This is a genomic window from Rossellomorea sp. DA94 (assembly GCF_029834455.1).
Classification (GTDB): Bacteria; Bacillota; Bacilli; order Bacillales; family Bacillaceae_B; genus Rossellomorea; species Rossellomorea vietnamensis.
The window spans coordinates 438,846-459,082 of the sequence record NZ_CP122397.1; the positions used below are offsets into that span (position 1 = coordinate 438,846).

Here is a 20,237-nt window from a genome sequence, read left to right on the forward strand (position 1 = left end):
TTGAATATATATCTAAGAATATTCATTTATCTTCCTGGATTTTTTATGCTATTATATTTACTAAACGTAAAATTAACGTCATAAATGAACGCGATAGGATAAAAGGAGAGGCAGCGATGAATACAAGATCAATGATCTTTACACTATACGGAGACTATATTCGCCACTACGGAAATAAAATATGGATCGGCAGCTTGATTCGCCTGCTGAATGAATTTGGTCATAATGATCAGGCCGTCCGTGCCGCGATTTCGAGGATGAACAAGCAAGGATGGGTCCAGGCGGAGAAACAAGGGAACAAGAGCTATTACTCCCTGACTGAACGCGGCGAGGTCCGCATGGAAGAAGCGGCAAACAGGATATTTAAGCTGAAGCCTGAGCAATGGGACGGAAAATGGAGGATCCTCATGTATTCCATTCCCGAAGAAATCAGGAGTATCCGTGATGAACTGAGAAAAGAACTGGTTTGGAGCGGATTTGGAACGCTGTCGACAAGTACTTGGATTTCTCCCAACAACCTGGAGAAGCAGGTGCAATCCCTTATCGATAAATACGATATTAAAGAGTACGTCGATTTCTTCATCGCAGAACATAAAGGTCCGAATGAAAATCAACGGTTAATAGAAAAAAGCTGGGATCTGAACGAAATCAATGACCGATACCAGGAATTCATTTCCCGGTACAGCCAACAATACATGATTGATAAGAGTAAAATCAGTAAAGGACAAATGAGCGATGCCGAATGCTTCGTGGAAAGAACAAAGCTCGTCCATGAATACCGAAAATTCCTTTTCGTCGACCCAGGCCTGCCGGAAGAACTCCTGCCTGAAAAATGGCTCGGAGCCCACGCGGCCACTCTGTTCGGAGAATACTACAAAGAACTCGCAGAGCCGGCATCCCGATTCTTTGAAAGTGTATTCGAAGACGGAAACGAACTGAAAAACAAAGATGTGAGCTATAACGTGATGACACATCCGTTATTGCTTGATTGAAAAAAACCACCTGCCGTTTTGAATCGGCAGGTGGTTTTTTTGAGGGACGGACCTCTTGAATTTGACGAAGGCTCTTGTCGAACAATCCCAAAAAGTATAACATAAATTTAACGAAGGGGGATTATAATGAATAACTTAACGAACGTCTTACATATAAAATATCCTATCGTTCAAGGTGGCATGGGGAACATCAGCAATGCCCCGTTGACGGCGGCAATCTCTGAAGCAGGAGCACTTGGAACGATTGGAGTCGGGACCATGGGCGTGGAGGAAGTGGAAGCGATCATCGTCGAAACGAAAAAGAGAACCAGCAAGCCTTTCGCCCTGAACATCCCGATTTCCATCACACCGCATCTGAAGGAGATGGTTCGTTTAGTGGTGACACACGGCATACCTGTCGTTTCCTTATCAGCGGGAAATCCATCCCCGCTCATTCCTTATTTTCATGAGCACAATGTAAAGGTGATCTGTGTCGTCGCTTCGAAAAAACAGGGAAAGAAAGCGGAAGAGGCAGGTGCGGATGTGATCGTCGCGGAAGGGTATGAAGCCGCCGGGATCAACTCCAATCTGGAAACGACCACTCTGGCCCTTATTCCTCAACTCGTGGATACGGTAAAGATTCCGGTAGTGGCAGCAGGTGGAATCGGTGATGGACGGGGACTTGCTTCCATGCTTGCCCTTGGTGCGAGCGGAGTGCAAATGGGGACACGGTTCATCGCGACCAAAGAAGCTCCTTTTCATGAAAACTATAAATCGACCCTGGTGGATGCGAAGGACGATAGCACGGTCATCGTGGGCCGTTCTGTCGGCAGGGTGAGACGTGTGATGAAGACACCTTATGCAGATGGGTTGCTTCAAAAAGAGCGGGAGGGAATCGCTCCTGATGAGTTCAACCACATGACATCCGAGGATCATCACCGGATTGGGGCGCTTGAAGGGAAACTGGATCAGGGCTTCATCAACGGCGGGCAGGTGTCCGGTCTTGTAGAGGATATTCCTACGGTAGAGGTGCTGCTCAAAAGAATGATGAGCGATGCAAACAGGATTTTCAGAGAGCTTTCCAGTTACGGAATGCGTTCTTAAAAGATTAAGGTTTTCTAAGCGCTGCTCCTTTTAGGGAGGGCGCTTTTTTTGGTAGGGTTCACAAAGTGGCACAGATTCTATCCTCATGTCAGAAAGCTATTGCACAAAAATTTTCCGTAACTTCCTCTAGATATTCCCCCCAAGACCGACTATACTAGTATTAATTTTTAAATTTTCCGAATATTATTGACTATTTTGTGACTGGAGTGATAATATAACGTTGTATTTACGTTCGTTCATATTTTTATCATACATGGATTTGCTAGTCTAGTAGACTACTGATCATATATCAGGAAGAGAAAAAGGGGGATTTCTGTGAAGAAGAAGAGTTTATTACTTGTTGTGATCTCTATGTTATTTGGAATGCTGATTCTATCAGGATGTGGTAGTGATAAGAGTTCCGGCGGTGGAGATGGTGAGAAGCAATATGTCATCGGGGTAACCCAGATTGTGGAACATCCATCACTGGATGCGGCATTTGAAGGTTTTAAGAAAGCTTTGGATGAAAACGGTTTCAAGGAAGGCGAAAACGTTAAGTATGATGTTCAAATCGCTCAAGGAGACCAAAGTAACTCACAAAGCATTGCGAAGAACTTTGTCGGGGACGGTGTAGACCTAATCTTTGCAAACTCTACCCCAAGTGCACAAACTGCCCTGAATGCAACGAAAGACATTCCAATCGTATTCACCTCTGTCACGGATCCTGTCGGTGCTGAACTGGTCAAGTCATTTGACGAGCCAGGTGAGAATATTACTGGTACGACGGATACTCACCCAGAAGCGATTTCAAAGACACTCCACTTTATCACGGATGAAATGAAAGCGAAGAAGATCGGGATTGTATATAATTCCGGAGAGCAAAATGCTGTTGTGCAGGTAGCTGAAGTGAATAAACTCGCGAAAGAAAAAGGCGTGGAAGTGGTTGAAGCAACGGTTTCAACGTCTGCAGATGTGAAACAGGCGACTGAATCCATGGTGGGAAGGGTCGATGCCCTTTACATCCCGAAAGATAACACAGTCGTTTCAGCCCTTGAGTCGGTCATCACGGTAGCGAATGAAAAGGATATTCCTCTATTCGTCGGGGAACTCGATTCATTGAAAAAAGGAGCCATTGCTGCAAGTGGATTCAACTATGAAGATCTTGGTTACCAAACCGGGTTGATGGCGGTGAAGATCTTAAAAGGGGAGAAAAAGCCTTCTGAACTCCCTGTACAGGCTCCGGAAAACTTCGAGTTGATGTTCAATAAAGCGGCAGCTGAAGAACAAGGTGTGGAAGTACAGGAAGCCTGGTCAGACCTTGGGAAGTTTATCGAAGAAAAATAGGAAGGGATGATGATTCGTGCCAACAGCAATATTCGCATCCTTTGAATCTGGAATCATTTACGCTATTATGGCCCTCGGAGTCTACCTGTCCTTTCGGATATTGGATTTTCCTGATTTAACAGTCGATGGCAGCTTCGTAACAGGGGCCGCTGTCGCTGCAACCATGATCGTCAGTGGCGTAAACCCCGTCATCGCAACGATTACGGCGATAGTGATCGGATTTGTAGCAGGATGTATAACAGGTTTACTTCATACGTTTGGTAAAATAAATGCCTTATTATCAGGGATCTTGATGATGATCGCCCTTTATTCCATCAATCTTCGGATCATGGGGAGATCGAATGTACCCCTGCTCAGTCAGGATACTGCGTTTACAGGGATAGAAGGATTCTGGTCCCCTCTTGGAATCGATGCCGCCCTTAATAAAGTATGGACAGGCATCGGGCTTGGGGAGCCAGTTCCGGGAACATGGAGCATTCTGTTCATCATGACGATCATTACACTGGTGATCAAATTTTTGACAGACGCATTTTTGAAAACGGAAATCGGGTTGGCGTTGAGAGCGACTGGGGATAATCAGCGGATGATCCGCAGCTTCTCTGCCAATACGAATCTGATGATCATTCTTGGATTGGGGATCTCGAATGGGATGGTGGCGCTATCCGGTGCCCTCATCGCCCAATACAGCCGTTTTGCCGACGTCGGAATGGGAATCGGGATGATCATCATTGGGCTCGCTTCTGTCATCATCGGAGAAGCATTATTCGGAACGAAGACGATTGCCCGTACGACCTTAGCCGTTATCGGCGGGGCAATCATCTACCGATTGGTCGTTTCCATGGCTCTTCGTGTCGATTTCCTTGAAACAGGAGATATGAAACTGATCACAGCAACCATCGTCATTCTGGCCCTTGTCATGCCTAAGGTGATGGATCGTTACAAGGATAAGAAACGAAAGGCGCAGCGGATGGCGGAACGGGTAAACCAAACGTCGATTTCAGAGAGAAAGGGTGATGGCGGTGTTACAATTAAATCGAATTCATAAAGTATTCAATGAAGGGACACCCGATGAGAAAATCGCCCTTGATGATATTCAGCTCTCTCTGAAACCAGGTGATTTCGTGACGGTCATCGGGAGTAACGGCGCGGGGAAATCGACACTGATGAACATCGTCTCAGGGGTGTTGATTCCTGATATCGGAAATGTGTTGATCGATGACCACGAAGTATCGAAGGTTTCTGAGTATAAACGTTCAAAGCTCATTGGCCGCGTATTCCAGGATCCCATGGCAGGGACGGCGCCATCCATGACCATAGAGGAGAACCTGGCCATGGCGTATTCCCGCAACCGGACGAGAACCTTCAAGATGGGGGTCACGAAGAAGCGGAAAGTGTTCTTTAAAGAAGTACTTGAAACCCTTCATCTCGGACTTGAAAACCGTCTGAATGCCAAGGTGGGATTATTGTCAGGTGGAGAACGGCAGGCCCTTTCCCTATTGATGGCGACCTTCACAGAGCCATCGATCCTGCTATTGGACGAACACACGGCTGCCCTTGATCCGGCCCGTGCGGATCTGATTACGAACCTGACAAAGGAAATTGTGGAGAAATACAAGCTCACTACATTGATGGTCACCCATAACATGCAGCAGGCCCTGGATCTCGGGAACCGCTTGATCATGATGGATAAGGGACAGATCATCCTTGAAGTGAATGAAGAACAGAAGAAGCATCTCACCGTCGAAGGATTGCTTCACGAATTCCAGAGGATCCGTGGCAGTCAACTGGCAAGTGATCGGGCACTTCTTTCATAGAATATAAAAAGAATAAACAACCTTCTGTAAAAAGCAACGGGGCTTTGGTTCCGTTGCTTTTTTGCGTTAATAGAATCACTTTGCATAACTTATATTAATATAATATTTTAAATATTTTAACAATTTATTGACTATTTATAAAACAAAATGTTATTATATCGTTGAATTAACGTTATATAAAAATGTATGATTCGTTGGTTTAAAGGGGGAAAGCAATGAAGTCTGGATTAGCAGTAGGACATACCGCCGTTATTACAACTGAAGTCATCCCCGGCATGTATGCCCAGTTTGAAGGAAACGTGGTTCATCCCGTGTATTCAACGGTGTCAATGGTGTATCACATGGAATGGGCATCCAGGAAAGTCATTCTACCCTATTTGGAAGATCACGAAGAAGGAATGGGGGCAGAGGTGAACGCCCGGCATGTGGCTCCGGCGAAAACAGGTTCCCTTCTTGAAATTAGAGCGAACGTTATTGAATATGAACGAAACGTCATCGTAACGGAAGTGACTGTCAGAGATAGAGAGAGTGACAGACTTATCGGAAAAGGTGAAGTGAAGCAAGTGGTATTACCGAAAGAGATAATCAAAGAAAGAATACAAGAGAGCTAGATCCATTTATGAAGCGGGTAGTAAAAGGAGGAAGCAAAGTGTCTAAAGTATCGACTGAATTGAAAGCGGTTACAAACAGAGAGCTTGTAGGGGGAAATGATATGGATATGTTCCAGAAAATACAGAACCATGAACAGGTCGTTTTTTGCAACGATGAGGAAACAGGGCTGAAAGCCATCATCGCCATACATAATACCACCCTCGGTCCAGCTCTTGGCGGATGCCGCATGAGACCTTATTCATCAGTAGATGAAGCGCTTGAAGACGTCCTGCGCCTATCCAAAGGCATGACGTATAAATGTGCAGCGGCCGACGTCGACTTCGGTGGAGGGAAGGCGGTCATTATCGGAGATCCGGAAAAAGATAAACATCCGGAGCTGTTCCGTGCCTTCGGTCAATTCGTCGAATCCCTTAATGGACGATTCTATACAGGGACGGATATGGGGACCACGCCTGAAGATTTCGTTTATGCCTTGAAAGAGACAAATTGTATCGTCGGCGTCAATGAAGAGTACGGCGGAAGCGGTGATTCATCCATCCCGACGGCCATGGGGGTGATTTATGGGTTGCAGGCGACAAACCAAAATGTCTGGGGTTCAAAAGACCTTCATGGAAAAAGCTACGCCATTCAGGGGCTCGGGAAAGTCGGGTTTAAAGTAGCAGAGCGACTGCTGGAAGAGGGAGCCGATCTGTATGTAACGGATATCAGTCAGAAATCCATCGATCTATTGGTTGCGAAAGCGAAGAACATGGGTGCAGCCATAAAGGTCGTATCCGGAGAGGAAATTTATTCTGTCGATGCGGATGTCTTCGTGCCATGTGCCATCGGGGGAGTCATCAACGATCACACGGTGGATCAGTTAAAGGTAAAGGCGGTGGTGGGTTCTGCCAATAATCAGCTATTAGATCTTTCCCATGGGCTGAAGCTGCACGAAAAAGGGATCCTGTATGCCCCTGATTACATCGTCAATGCCGGAGGACTGATCCAGGTGGCGGACGAATTATATGAGCCGAACAAAGAACGGGTCCTTCAAAAGACAAGCGCCATTTACAACAGCCTTCAAAACATCTATCTGCAGTCGGAAAATGAGCACATGACCACGGTGGAAGCGGCCAACCGTTTCTGCGAGGACCGGATCCACGCACGCACGAGAAGGAACAGCTTCTTCTCCCATGCGAAGCGTCCGAAGTGGTCGGTGAGAACGTAAATCCAGGCAGTTTCATGATTATCCCGAATCTCCAACAATATTGCACCACACGAGGTGATGAAATGATCGAGGAATTTCAACTGGTCCAAGTCATGGACCAACAAGGACAACTGGTTCAAAGCGAGTATGAAAAAGACATTTCAGAAGAATTGGCCCGTACGTTTTACCGGCATCTCATGAGGATCCGCACCTTCGATCGTAAAGCCGTAAGCCTTCAGCGCCAGGGCCGTATCGGAACCTATGCACCATATGAAGGTCAGGAGGCATCCCAGGTGGGGAGCGCCCTTGCCCTGCAGGAGAAAGACTGGTTATTTCCATCCTACCGCGATCATGGCGCAACCATGACATTCGGACATTCGCTCCTTCATATCCTTCTTTTCTGGAAAGGGAGGAATGAAGGGTGTGTCCCTCCTGAAGGGAAGAATATCTTCACTCCAGGCATCCCGATTGCGACCCAGCTTCCACATGCGGTAGGCGCGGCTTTCGCTGAAAAGAGAAAAGGAACCCGGAATGCGGCCATTGTCTATTTCGGCGACGGCGCCACTTCCGAGGGCGATTTTCATGAAGGATTGAATCTGGCAAGTGTATGGGGGGCTCCAGTCGTCTTTTTCAATCAAAATAATCAATATGCCATATCTGTCCCCATCCACAAGCAAATGAAGACAAAGACCATCGCCCAGAAAGCCCTGGCCTATGATATCCCAAGCGTCCGCATCGACGGCAATGATATTTTTGCCGTTTATTTTGAAACATTGAAAGCACTGGAGCGAGCAAGGAACGGGGACGGACCTACCTTAATCGAATCGGTGACATGGAGATATGGTGCCCATACGACAGCCGATGATCCGACGAAGTACCGTAACCAGCAGGAAAGCGAGTCCAGGCGTAAAGATAATGACCCCGTCGATCGTTTAACCAAATACATGAAGCTAAGGGGCTGGCTTGACGAGGAATGGACGGCTTCTGTCCAAAAGGAATGTGCGAAAGAAGTGGACCTTGCCGTCGACGAACTGGAAGCATATCCAGCCGCGGATCCGGGTTTGATCTTCGATTATGTGTTTGCCAAACCGACATGGACGATCCAGGAACAAAAAGAAAAGCTCATTGAGCAATTGAGAGGTGAATAGAATGAGCACCTTAACGAAAATGAAGACGTTGACGATGGTTCAGGCCATCACGGATGCCATGAGAGTGATGCTCGAAGAAAACGAGGACGTCCTGTTGATGGGGGAGGATATCGGGACGAACGGGGGAGTGTTCCGGGCGACTGACGGCCTGCAACAGGAATTCGGCGAAGACCGGGTGCTGGATACACCCTTAAGTGAAGCCGGGTTTATCGGTGCCGCCATCGGGATGGGTTTGAATGGATTCCGCCCGGTGACGGAGGTCCAGTTTTTAGGATTCATCTACCCGGCATATGAGCAGATCATGACCCATGCTTCCAGAATACGGGCACGCACACTCGGGTCTTTCACCTGCCCACTGGTCATCAGGGCTCCTTATGGGGCCGGGGTCCGGGCGCCGGAAATCCATTCCGATAGCACAGAGGCACTTTTCACTCACATGCCGGGAATCAAGGTTGTCTGTCCGGCCACACCGTATGATGCCAAAGGTCTTCTGATTGCGGCGATTGAAGACCCCGATCCCGTCCTGTTTCTTGAGCCCATGAGATGCTACCGGTCTTCTAAAGAGGAAGTACCGGAAGAGAAGTACACCGTGGAAATCGGGAAGGGAAAGGTAGTAGCAGAAGGGGAGGATGTCACAATCATTGCATGGGGTGCGATGGTGAAGGTAGCCGAGGACGCAGCGAAGGAAGCGGCGGATAAAGGCATCTCCTGCGAGGTACTTGACCTCAGAACCCTTTATCCCCTTGATAAGGATTTGATCTCAAACTCTGTCCAGAAGACCGGGAGGACCGTCATCGTCCACGAAGCCCATGCAACGGGTGGGGTTGGAAATGATGTACTTGCAATCATCAATGACAAATCTTTTTTATATCAAAAAGCGCCCACAGAGCGCGTAACAGGATTCGATACACCTGTCCCGTATTTCGGATTTGAAGATTTCTATTTGCCTGACAGTAAACGAGTGCTTGCTGCAGTGGAGAAAGTGGCGCGCTATTAGACAAGGAGGGAGTCCATGGAAGTTAAGCTTCATGATATCGGGGAAGGGATGACCGAAGCCAATATCAATCACTTTCTTGTGAAGGTGGGGGATATCGTAAAAGCGGATCAACCACTTGTAGAGGTACAAACAGATAAAATGACGGCGGAAATCCCGGCACCATTTTCAGGTGTGATTAAGGAATTCACCGTAAGTGAAGGTGAGACGATTCCCGTCGGATCGACGGTATTGCTGATGGAAAAGGAAAGCAGGGATGCTAGCCGCCGTACCGTTTCCCAGACGACTCAGGTCTTAAAGAAGAAGAGGATCCTTGCTTCCCCGTATACGAGAAAAATCGCAAGAGAAAATGGGGTCAATATAGAAGAAGTGGTTGGTTCAGGGGCCGGGGGCAGAATCGTCGATGAAGATGTTCTCCTCTATATGAAAGGCGACATAGGGGCGTCTCCAAAACCTGAAGAGGAAACTGTTCCTGCTGTTCAACCGAAGCCAGCAGAAACCGTGCCAAACACCATCCCTTTCAGGGGCAGGAGAAAACAAATTGCTTCCAAGATGGCTCATTCACTCAGAACCATCCCTCACTGCACCCATTTTGAAGAAATCGACGTGACGAATCTATTAGTCTGGAAAGATACGATGAAAAGAGGGGGACAGTCCGTTTCCATGGGGGCGTTTTTTATCAAAGCTCTTTCTGTCTGTTTAAAAGAGTTCCCGATCTTCAATGCCCGCCTCAATGAAGAGGAAGAATGTATCGAGCTTCAGCCACACCATAATATCGGTGTCGCAGTCGACACGGATGATGGTCTGATCGTTCCTGTCATCAAAGGGGTGGAAGGAATGACAATGGTCGAAATCCAGGCTGAAATGAAGGCCCTCACCGTCAAGGCTCAGGAAGGCAAGCTTGCGATGAAAGAGATCAAAGGAGGTACCTTCACGGTCAGTAATGTCGGCCCGCTGAACGGATCGATCGGGGCCACCCCGATCATTAACGAGCCGGAAGTGGCCCTCATAGCCTTTCATAAAACGAAGAAGCGTCCGATGGTGAATGAACACGATGACATTGTCGTCCGCTCCATGATGAATGTATCCATGTCCTTTGATCACAGAGTGGTGGATGGCGGGTCGGCCGTGACCTTTACAAATCGTTTGAGGGATTTGATCGAAGAGCCTCAATCCATGCTTTTGGAGTTGATATAAATGGTAGTGGGAGAAATTACAGAAGAAAAAGACGTCATTGTCATCGGAGGAGGTCCCGGAGGCTATCACGCAGCCATCAGAGCAGCGGGCCTCGGTAGACAGGTCACGCTGATCGAACGGGAGGACCTGGGGGGTACCTGCTTGAATAAAGGCTGCATCCCATCAAAGGTATTTACCCATTTTGCCCAGGAATTCAAAAAGACGAAGCACCTGAAGGAAATGGGGATGGAGTTCGGGGAAGTAGAGGCAAACCTTGCGACTCTTCAACACTATAAAAATAAAAAAATCACCCAGCTCCGTACCGGTGTGGAATCCCTCTGTAAAGCAAACAAGGTTGAAATCATAAAAGGGACGGCTTCATTCCTGTCAGAATCCCGTATCGGAGTCGAAAACGGGCATGAGTTCAGTCTTCTTAATTTTAAAGAGGCGATCGTCGCAACAGGTGGAGGCTTTCACTATCCGGATGAAATTATCTTCAATGATGATACGATCCTGAAGGAAAGACAGGTGTTTGAGCTGGAGGACATCCCCCGGGAACTGATCATGTATGGTGCAGATTACATTTCATTGGAGATCGCGTCCGTTTTCTCAACATTGGGAAGTCGGGTCACGCTAATCCTGAGTGAAGAATTAGCATTGGATCCCTCCCTTTCCAAAGAATTGTCCAGGCAGTTAAAAAAACAGAAAATCAGTGTCATCAAAGATTGCGTACTGAAAAAGGCCAGTGAGAGGGACGGACTTGTCCTTGCAGAGCTCCAAAAAGAAGATGGAGAAACGGTCTCCATTGAAGGTTCTCACTTTGTCGTGAGCGGTCAAGTAAAACCGAATCTATCTGATCTCGGTCTCGACCGCCTTCGTATCGAAACAACCGGGCAGGGATATATCCAGACAGATCGGGAGGGACGGACCTCCATTCCCCATATTTGGGCGATCGGGGATGTGACGGGAGGTCCGTCCCTCGCCGTGAAGGCGATCAAGCAGGGGAAGGCAGCTGCAGAGGCAATGGCGGGTCTTCCGGTAGAAGTGGATCTGCGGTTCGTGCCTACGGTGGTGCAGATGAGTCCCTCGATTGCGTACGCCGGCCTTACAGAAGAGGAAGCGAAGAGTGAAGGCTATTCGGTCACAGTGAGTGAGAACCCTGTCAGGGGAAATGGGTACGCCCAGCTCACAGAGGAGAAGGACGGATTCGTCAAAGTCGTGTCAGACAGTGAAACGGATATGATCCTTGGTATTCATATGATGGGAATGGGTGCGGTCGAGCTGATCACGGCAGGTGTAATGGGACTCGAAATGGCAGCGAGGGATGAGGACTTTCGCTTTCCGCTCTATCCCCACCCCAGCATGAATGAGACCATGCTCGAAGCGGTCGAAGGTTTAAAGGGGGATGCCGTGCATATGCCACCCAGAAAAAAGGAGCCAGTGAGATAAAAAGAGGGACGGACTTCATCACAGAGAAGCGTTTAAGCTTTACTAGCCATTCTTGAGAAGTTGTATAAAACGATTTAATATAATATTCAGAATATACTTACGTTTAATGGAGGGGTTAATATGCAAGAGAACGTAGCAAAAAAGCAGGCTAAGGCAGAAGAGGTATTCCCGGTAAGAGATGTCGATTATTTAGAATATTATACAGGTAATGCAAAGCAGGCAGCCCACTTTTTCTGTACAGCATTCGGATTTAAGACCGTTGCTTATTCAGGGCTCGAAACAGGCAATCGTGACACGGTATCCTATGTATTGCAACAAAACAAGGTGAGATTGCTCATTACAGGGAGTCTGCATGAAGGAAGCCGGGTATCCCAATTCGTGAAGAAACACGGAGACGGCATCAAAGACATCGCACTTGTCGTGGATGATATTGAGAAGGCTTACAGTGGAGCGGTGGAACGTGGTGCCATTGAAATCATGCCCCCTTCCACACTGGAAGACGATAACGGAACAGTGAAGAAAGCCGTGATCGGTACATATGGGGACACGATCCATACACTTGTGGAACGTAAAGATTACAAAGGGATTTTCATGCCTGGATTTGAAAAATATGATACGGCGCTTAAAAACGAAGATGCCGGCATCATCGCTGTCGACCACGTCGTCGGAAATGTGGAGCGCATGGAAGAGTGGGTGGAATACTACGAAAAAGTGATGGGCTTCAAGGAAATGCGTCATTTCACGAATGAAGATATCACAACAGAATATTCTGCCCTGATGTCCAAGGTCATGCATAACGGCGGCCGTATCAAATTCCCGATCAATGAACCTGCTGAAGGGAAGCGCAAATCACAAATCCAGGAATATCTTGAGTTCTACGGTGGTCCGGGAGTGCAGCATATTGCCATCCTGACAGAGGATATCGTGAAGACAGTCGGGATTCTTAAGGAAAATGGAGTAGAGTTCCTGAGCACTCCGGATTCCTACTACGAAATGCTCTCAGAGCGTGTAGGTGAAATCGATGAAGAGATTTCGCAAATCAAAGAGTTGAATATTTTAGTGGACAGGGATGACGAAGGGTACCTGCTTCAAATTTTTACGAAGCCTATCGTGGATCGTCCTACACTATTCATCGAAGTGATCCAGCGTAAAGGGGCGAGGGGATTCGGCGAAGGGAACTTCAAAGCACTATTCGAATCCATCGAACGCGAACAGGAGCGCAGAGGAAACCTATAAAAAATAGATAGATAGAATATATATAACGGGGGTCAAAGGACCGGTCAGGGGGTTAACTCATGAAGAGATTAGCTGCTTCTACGCTTAATATCGTACCGATTGCAGGTACCTATTTGAACGGGAAGACAAGCTAACACATGAGTCAACCCCCTTCATCCATGAGGAAGGCGAGGGTATATGTATGGCACTGAAGTTCAAAACAAGGGAAGCGGTCACACATATCGCTCCATATGTGCTGGGGAAGACGCTTCTGGATTTAAAGAAGGAGCATGGACTCAGCTCGATCAGAAAGTTATCGGAAAACGAAAATATATATGGCTGCTCCCCGAAAGTGAAAGAGTGGTTTAAAGAAAACGGAAGCGACTTGTTTTTATATCCCGACGGGGCTGCGGTGGACCTGAGTCAAAAAGTTTCAGCGTTCTTGGGCGTTCCGAAAGAACAACTCGTATTCGGGAACGGATCGGATGAAGTGATCCGGCTGTTGACGAGGGCCTATTTGAGCAGCGGAGACGAGGCGATCATGGCCGATGTGACGTTTCCGAGGTATCAGACCAATGTGTTGTTAGAGGGAGGCACACCCGTCATTGTCCCTCTCGTAGCCGGTACCCATGATTTACAGGGCATGCATGACCACATCACACCAAGAACAAAATTGATCTTTGTCTGCAACCCCAATAATCCAACGGGGACCATTGTAGGGAAAAGGGAACTACTGCAGTTTATCGAAAGTGTCCCATCCAACGTTCTCGTGGTGGTCGATGAAGCTTATATGGAGTACGTGACAACCGATGATTATTTAGAAACCCTGCCGCTTCTTACGGCATTCGAAAACCTGATCGTCCTCAGGACATTTTCAAAAATTTATGGCCTTGCCGGGTTAAGGGTCGGGTTCGGAGTCATGAATGAGGAAATTGCTGAACAGCTCCGTAAAGTGAAGGATGTCTTCAATGTGAATACCGTTGCCCAGAAATCGGCGATCATTGCCCTGGAAGATCAGGCGTTTATAAGGGAGTGCACCCATAAGAACGAACAGGGTCGTCATTACTTGGAGGGGGAATTCGACCGGATGGGCTTATCCTATTTCCCTTCTCAATCCAACTTTATCATGGTGGACACAGGCTTGAATGGGGACGTGGTGTCCCATGAACTCGTAAAAGAGGGTCTCGTCGTTCGTTCAGGAACGCTTCTGGGATACCCGGACACGGTCAGGGTCACGGTTGGAACAGAAGAGGATAATAAACGATTTGTTGCAGCGCTGGAATCCATTTTGAATAACAAAGGGGTGAAGTGAAATGGACATCAAACCCCAGACCCTTGAGTGGCAGTCAGCGTATAAATTGATGATCGGCTCGATTCTGCCAAGACCGATTGCCTTTGTTTCATCCATTGATGAAAAAGGGAATGCGAACCTCGCTCCATACAGCTTCTTTACGGCGATTTCTGCAGAGCCTATGCTCGTCTGCTTCTCTCCCATGAGAAGAGGGAAAGATGGCAGCAAAAAGGATACCCTTCGAAATATCGAGAAAACGAAGGAATTTGTCATCAACATCGTCAGTGAAGAGTTTGTGGAGGAGATGAATAACTGTGCCATCGAATTTGATTCCGACGTGGATGAATTTGAACAGGTCGGACTGACGAAAAAGGAGTCCATCACTGTAAAGCCTCCTGGAGTGACGGAAAGCAAGGTTCAGTTGGAATGCGTGCTTCATGAGGTCCTTCACTTCGGCGATCATCCTGGTGCAGGAAGCCTTGTCATCGGGAAGGTGGAGTGTGTCAGGGTCAATGATGAACTCTACTATGACGGGAAAATAGATTCAGAGAAACTCAAACCGGTGGGAAGGCTTGCCGGCCAGATGTACACCAAACCATTATCCGATTCATTTGAATTGATTCGAAAAAGGTGATGACACGTGAAGTTGGTTAGTTTTTTTATAGATGGAGAAGTAAAGGCGGGGATGGTTCAGGATGAACTTGTCGTGGACATCCATGCTGTGAGCGGAGGCTCACTCCCTAAAGATATGTTATCCATCATCGATCTTGGTGACGAAGGACTGAAACGGATGAAGGAGCTGGGTGCTTTTTCAGAGGGAGAAGAGGGAGTGTATCCATTACGGGACGTCACACTGAAGGCACCGATTCCAAGACCTGTGAGCATCCGGGATTTCTATGCCTTCGAAGAGCATGTGAAAACGGCCCGTAAACGAAGGGGGCTCGATGTGGTGCCGGAATGGTATGACATTCCCGTGTTTTATTTCACCAATCACTTAGCTGTAAAAGGTCCAGGCGATCCCATCGCGAAACCTGCCGGCTGTGAGTGGCTCGATTACGAGCTGGAAATCGCCTGCGTCATCGGAAAAGAAGGCAGGAACATTTCCCCAGGAAGCGCGCAAGACTTCATTTACGGCTATATGATCATGAATGACTGGAGTGCAAGGGACATCCAGAAGCATGAAATGAAAGTCGGGCTCGGTCCTGCGAAAGGAAAGGATTTTGCCACGTCATTCGGACCTTATGTAGTGACGAAAGATGAGATGGATACGTATCGAAACGGGGAACGTCTTGATCTGCCCATGACGGCAAAAGTGAATGGGAAGCTCTTATCCGAGGGGAATTATCAGGATATTCATTATACATTTGAAAACATGATCGAGCGCGCATCGAAAGACGTCACCCTGTATCCCGGTGAGGTGATCGGATCCGGTACGGTCGGCAGCGGCTGCATTTTAGAGCTTGGTCCCGAGAAGCATCCGTGGTTGAAGCCCGGGGACGTAGTGGAATTAGAGATTAAGGGATTAGGAGTATTAAGGAATACGATTGTAGAGAGAAGAAAGGGGGAAGACCATGTACTATCGTCAATTGGGGAACATACCTCATAAACGTCACACCATGTTTAAAAAGGAAGACGGAACGCTTTACAGGGAGCAGGTCATGGGAACGAAGGGATTTTCGGGAACCCAATCGATCCTGTATCATCATCACTTGCCTACGGCTGTGGCGAAAACAGAGTTTTTAGGCAGTTATATGCCGGAATTTGAGGAAGAGGGTGCTCTGCGTCATCGACATTTCTTTACAGACAAAGTCGAGAAGAAAGGCTGTGCCTTAAAGAGCCGTGAGTATTTACTTGGTAACTCCGATTTATTGATTGGAACCGCCTATGTCACGGAAGAGATGACAAGCTTTTACCGGAATGGTGACGGTGATGAAATGCTTTATATCCATTTTGGTAAAGGAAAGGTAGAGACGATGTTCGGAACGATCACGTATGGAAAAGGTGATTATGTGGTGATTCCGATCGGAACCATCTACCGGGTCGTTCCTGAAGAAGAGACGAAGATGCTGATCGTCGAGTCCTTCAGCCAGATCACCACTCCTCGTCGCTATCGTAACGAGTACGGGCAGCTGCTGGAACACAGTCCGTTTTGTGAGCGTGATCTGCGGGGACCTGAGAAGCTTGAAACGAACGATGAAAAGGGAGAGTTTGAAGTGATCACCAAATCCAGGGGTGCGCTTCATTCCCATGTATTGGATCATCATCCACTGGACGTCGTCGGATGGGATGGATATTTATATCCATGGGTATTCAACATAGAGGATTTCGAGCCGATCACCGGCCGTGTCCATCAGCCGCCGCCTGTCCACCAGACGTTTGAAGGTCATAACTTCGTCGTATGTTCATTCGTGCCGCGATTATATGATTATCATCCTGAATCGATCCCGGCTCCCTATAACCACAGCAATGTGAACAGTGATGAACTGCTGTATTATGTTGAAGGGAATTTCATGAGCAGGAAGGGGATCAAGGAAGGGTCGATCACCCTACATCCGAGTGGAATTCCACACGGGCCTCATCCAGGAACGACGGAAGCCAGTGTCGGAAAAAAAGAAACCTTGGAGCTCGCTGTCATGATCGATACCTTCAAACCGTTGAAAATCGTCAAAGAAGCAAACGATGTCGAAGATCAGAATTATATGTTCACATGGGTATAGAAGAATCAATCCAGAGGCCAGACTCTGGATTGATTTTTTTTTGTTGCATGAACATGCCTATTCCAGATCCGATCCGGCTGGGTACAAACACCCCGAACGCCGATACCTGTAGGATTTTGTCGAAAATTTTTTCAAGAGGTATTCTCCAAATCTGAACCACCATTCACCACCCTTAATGAAAAAATTCTTAAAAAATTTTTTCTTCCCACAAACTCTATAAGGACAAAGATGTAAGCGTTTACTTATAATCAGATTAATCTAAATAGTCAAATAATTTACAAAAAGCCTGTTGACCTTCCTGGGAAACGGGAGTAATATTGTCCTCAATATAAAAAACAGAGCCGGCGGGAAGCGGCAGTCACAAACCAATCAGCCGCGTTCTGAGTAGGCTTATCAAGTCAACGTACTTTCGTTGCGAAAATAAATTTCTGAATAATCAAATAAATTACAACCGGGAAAGGAATGATTAACATGAACGAACAGTGGATCTACTTAGACGGACAATACGTAAAAAAGGAAGACGCAGTTGTATCTGTGTACGACCATGGTTTTCTATATGGAGATGGAGTGTTCGAAGGGATTCGAATGTACGATGGGAACGTGTTCCGTCTGGATGAACATGTTGATCGCCTTTATGACTCAGCAAAATCCATCATGCTGCACATTGAACTCTCTAAAGAAGAGATGAGCGACATTATCGTTGATACATTGAAAAAAAATAAACTCGAAAATGCCTACATACGGGTGGTCATTTCCAGGGGGGTTGGAAACCTGGGGCTGGATCCATTCACTTGCAGGAAGCCACAGATCATCGTCATAGCTGAACAACTGGCTTTATTCCCTAAAAGCTTGTACGAAACGGGCATTGATATCGTTACCGTCGCAAGCCGGAGAAATCGTGCGGATGTACTTTCACCTAAAGTTAAATCATTAAACTACTTAAATAACATTCTCGTTAAAATCGAAGCCAACCTTGCAGGCGTAAGCGAAGCTTTGATGTTGAACGATCAAGGATATGTAGCAGAAGGATCAGCTGATAACATCTTCATCGTGAAGAAAGGGAAAATCCTTACACCTCCAGGATATGTAGGAGCGCTCGAAGGGATCACCCGGAATGCCATCATCGAAATTGCCGAAAAAGCAGGTTTCGAGATGAAAGAAGAAGTCTTCACCCGACATGATGTATATACAGCAGATGAAGTGTTCTTAACAGGAACAGCCGCTGAAGTCATTGCCGTTGTAAAAGTTGACGGACGTGTCATCGGAGACGGAAAACCTGGAAAGTATACAAATCAATTATTACAGGAATTCAGAAACACTGTCACGCAGGATGGAAGAAAAGTTTACAAACAAAACGCTCAAGTTGGCTAAGTTGGAGGTGATGACGTGCGAAGTGACATGATCAAGAAAGGGATCGACCGGGCTCCCCACCGCAGTTTACTCTACGCGACGGGAGTCAAGCTCGAAGACATGGAAAAACCATTTATCGGGGTATGTAACTCTTATATCGACATCATCCCCGGTCATATGCATTTAAACGGATTCGCCCAGGTGGTGAAAGAAGCGATCCGGGAAGCGGGGGGAATCCCGTTCGAATTCAATACGATCGGTGTTGATGACGGGATCGCCATGGGGCATATCGGGATGAGGTACTCACTCCCAAGTCGCGAACTGATCGCCGACTCGGCAGAAACGGTCATCAATGCTCACTGGTTTGACGGAGTATTCTACATTCCAAACTGTGACAAGATCACACCGGGAATGCTGATGGCATCAGTCAGAACCAATGTCCCTTCCGTTTTTGTATCGGGAGGCCCCATGGAAGCAGGAGTCTCAAGTGAAGGGAAGCCACTATCACTCGTATCCGTTTTCGAAGGGGTCGGCGCCCACCAGTCAGGAAGGATGACGGCAGAACAGCTTCTCGATATCGAAGCAAATGCCTGTCCGACCTGTGGGTCATGCTCCGGGATGTTCACGGCGAACTCCATGAATTCCCTGATGGAAATGCTAGGAATGGCTCCACCGGGGAATGGAACGATCGTGGCTACTTCTGATGAGCGTCACCAGTTAATCAAGGATGCAGCAAAGTACCTCGTAGAAATGGTTAAGAAAGATATCAAACCGAGGGATATCATCACGGAAGATACCATCGATGACGCATTCGCCCTGGATATGGCGATGGGAGGCTCGACGAATACCGTCCTCCATACGCTGGCAATTGCCAATGAGGCGGAAATCGATTACGACATCAACCGGATCAATAAAGTCGCAGAAAGGGTTCCCTATCTATCCAAGATAAGCCCGGCCTCGGATTACTCCATGCAGGATGTTCACAATGCCGGAGGGGTCAGCGCCATCATTAAAGAGCTCTGTGAAATGGAAGCTGTACACAAAGACCGCATCACCGTTACAGGGAAATCCCTTTATGAAAATGTGAAGGATGCTCATATTCAAAATGATGATGTCATACGCCGCAGGGAAAATGCCCACAGTCCAGTCGGGGGATTATCCGTTCTCTTCGGGAATATTGCTCCTAATGGCGGTGTCATCAAAGTAGGGGCAGTCGACCCATCCATTAAAACATTCATGGGTGAAGCGATTGTATATGAATCCCAGGATGATGCCCTTGCCGGAATTGAAAGCGGAGAAGTGAAAGAAGGTCATGTTGTCGTTATCAGATATGAAGGTCCAAAGGGCGGTCCGGGAATGCCGGAGATGCTGGCACCGACAGCAGCCATTGCAGGACGCGGACTTGAGAAGCAAGTCGCACTCATGACAGACGGCAGATTTTCAGGTGCATCCCGTGGTATTTCCATCGGGCATGTCTCCCCTGAAGCAGCCGAAGGAGGGCCGATCGGTGTGGTGGAAAATGGAGATCCCATCTTCATTGATCTTACAAACCGGACGATTTCCCTCATGGTTTCTGAAGAAGAGTTGACGTTCAGGCAACAGGAGTGGGTACAGCCTTCTCCGAAAATCAAAAAAGGGTATCTTGCAAGATACGCAAAACTTGTTACATCAGCAAGTACAGGTGGAATCTTGAAAACGGAATAAGTGAAAGCGTTGAAGAGGTTAAAGGATTGGGAGCTGTATTTTCAGAGAGCTGGTGGTGCTGCAAACCAGTAATACAACCAATACCGACATCCCCTCTGAGTATCGTTCTGAACCGTGTAAGTAGGAACGATCGAGTAGATGATACTCGTTACAAAAACAAAGGCTGATGAAACCGATCAGCCT

The 20,237-nt window shown here is 47.4% G+C and carries 18 protein-coding genes; all 18 read left to right on the forward strand.

Annotated features, from left to right (window positions below):
- The first annotated feature begins 116 nt into the window (after positions 1-116).
- Positions 117-992 (forward strand): phenylacetic acid degradation operon negative regulatory protein PaaX, encoded by an 876-nt coding sequence (gene paaX, locus P8596_RS02330; protein WP_034760985.1) that lies wholly within the window; start codon positions 117-119, stop codon positions 990-992.
- Positions 993-1,118: 126 nt separating this feature from the next.
- Positions 1,119-2,075, forward strand: coding sequence for an NAD(P)H-dependent flavin oxidoreductase (locus tag P8596_RS02335; RefSeq protein ID WP_279725713.1), 957 nt, complete (start codon positions 1,119-1,121; stop codon positions 2,073-2,075).
- A gap of 351 nt (positions 2,076-2,426) precedes the next feature.
- Complete coding sequence (locus P8596_RS02340) at positions 2,427-3,398, forward strand: ABC transporter substrate-binding protein (protein ID WP_034762640.1); 972 nt, start codon at positions 2,427-2,429, stop codon at positions 3,396-3,398.
- A gap of 16 nt (positions 3,399-3,414) precedes the next feature.
- Positions 3,415-4,443 (forward strand): ABC transporter permease, encoded by a 1,029-nt coding sequence (locus tag P8596_RS02345; protein ID WP_061810012.1) that lies wholly within the window; start codon positions 3,415-3,417, stop codon positions 4,441-4,443.
- On the forward strand, positions 4,418-5,212 hold the full coding sequence (locus P8596_RS02350) for an ABC transporter ATP-binding protein (protein ID WP_279725715.1): 795 nt from the start codon (positions 4,418-4,420) through the stop codon (positions 5,210-5,212). Before P8596_RS02345 ends, P8596_RS02350 begins: the two co-directional genes overlap by 26 nt.
- 215 nt (positions 5,213-5,427) lie before the next feature.
- Positions 5,428-5,823 (forward strand): thioesterase family protein, encoded by a 396-nt coding sequence (locus tag P8596_RS02355; RefSeq protein WP_279725717.1) that lies wholly within the window; start codon positions 5,428-5,430, stop codon positions 5,821-5,823.
- A 101-nt stretch (positions 5,824-5,924) separates the two neighbouring features.
- Positions 5,925-7,031, forward strand: coding sequence for a Leu/Phe/Val dehydrogenase (locus P8596_RS02360; protein ID WP_279726953.1), 1,107 nt, complete (start codon positions 5,925-5,927; stop codon positions 7,029-7,031).
- Positions 7,032-7,093: 62 nt separating this feature from the next.
- Entirely contained in the window at positions 7,094-8,158 is a 1,065-nt protein-coding gene (gene pdhA, locus P8596_RS02365; protein WP_254652896.1) for a pyruvate dehydrogenase (acetyl-transferring) E1 component subunit alpha, read from the forward strand.
- A gap of 1 nt (position 8,159) precedes the next feature.
- Complete coding sequence (locus tag P8596_RS02370) at positions 8,160-9,155, forward strand: alpha-ketoacid dehydrogenase subunit beta (protein ID WP_279725719.1); 996 nt, start codon at positions 8,160-8,162, stop codon at positions 9,153-9,155.
- A gap of 15 nt (positions 9,156-9,170) precedes the next feature.
- Positions 9,171-10,349: a dihydrolipoamide acetyltransferase family protein gene (locus P8596_RS02375; protein ID WP_254652897.1), complete on the forward strand. Its 1,179-nt coding sequence runs from the start codon at positions 9,171-9,173 to the stop codon at positions 10,347-10,349.
- The gene (gene lpdA, locus P8596_RS02380) at positions 10,350-11,777 is read left to right on the forward strand and encodes a dihydrolipoyl dehydrogenase (protein ID WP_279725721.1); all 1,428 of its coding nucleotides are present in this window, start codon (positions 10,350-10,352) and stop codon (positions 11,775-11,777) included.
- Positions 11,778-11,897: 120 nt separating this feature from the next.
- Complete coding sequence (hppD, locus tag P8596_RS02385) at positions 11,898-13,013, forward strand: 4-hydroxyphenylpyruvate dioxygenase (protein WP_254652899.1); 1,116 nt, start codon at positions 11,898-11,900, stop codon at positions 13,011-13,013.
- A 181-nt stretch (positions 13,014-13,194) separates the two neighbouring features.
- Positions 13,195-14,304 carry a histidinol-phosphate transaminase gene (gene hisC, locus P8596_RS02390; protein ID WP_224521507.1) on the forward strand — a complete coding sequence of 370 codons (1,110 nt, stop codon included), beginning with the start codon at positions 13,195-13,197 and terminating at the stop codon, positions 14,302-14,304.
- Position 14,305: 1 nt separating this feature from the next.
- Positions 14,306-14,917 carry a flavin reductase family protein gene (locus tag P8596_RS02395; RefSeq protein WP_224521506.1) on the forward strand — a complete coding sequence of 204 codons (612 nt, stop codon included), beginning with the start codon at positions 14,306-14,308 and terminating at the stop codon, positions 14,915-14,917.
- Positions 14,918-14,923: 6 nt separating this feature from the next.
- On the forward strand, positions 14,924-15,889 hold the full coding sequence (locus tag P8596_RS02400) for a fumarylacetoacetate hydrolase family protein (protein ID WP_279725723.1): 966 nt from the start codon (positions 14,924-14,926) through the stop codon (positions 15,887-15,889).
- Entirely contained in the window at positions 15,855-17,000 is a 1,146-nt protein-coding gene (locus P8596_RS02405; RefSeq protein WP_254652901.1) for a homogentisate 1,2-dioxygenase, read from the forward strand. Before P8596_RS02400 ends, P8596_RS02405 begins: the two co-directional genes overlap by 35 nt.
- A 471-nt stretch (positions 17,001-17,471) precedes the next feature.
- A complete protein-coding gene (gene ilvE, locus P8596_RS02410; protein ID WP_034761033.1) occupies positions 17,472-18,371 on the forward strand; it encodes a branched-chain-amino-acid transaminase in 900 nt (299 codons plus the stop codon).
- Positions 18,372-18,386: 15 nt separating this feature from the next.
- Positions 18,387-20,054, forward strand: a complete 1,668-nt coding sequence (gene ilvD, locus P8596_RS02415; RefSeq protein ID WP_279725724.1) for a dihydroxy-acid dehydratase — start codon at positions 18,387-18,389, stop codon at positions 20,052-20,054.
- Positions 20,055-20,237 lie beyond the last annotated feature (183 nt).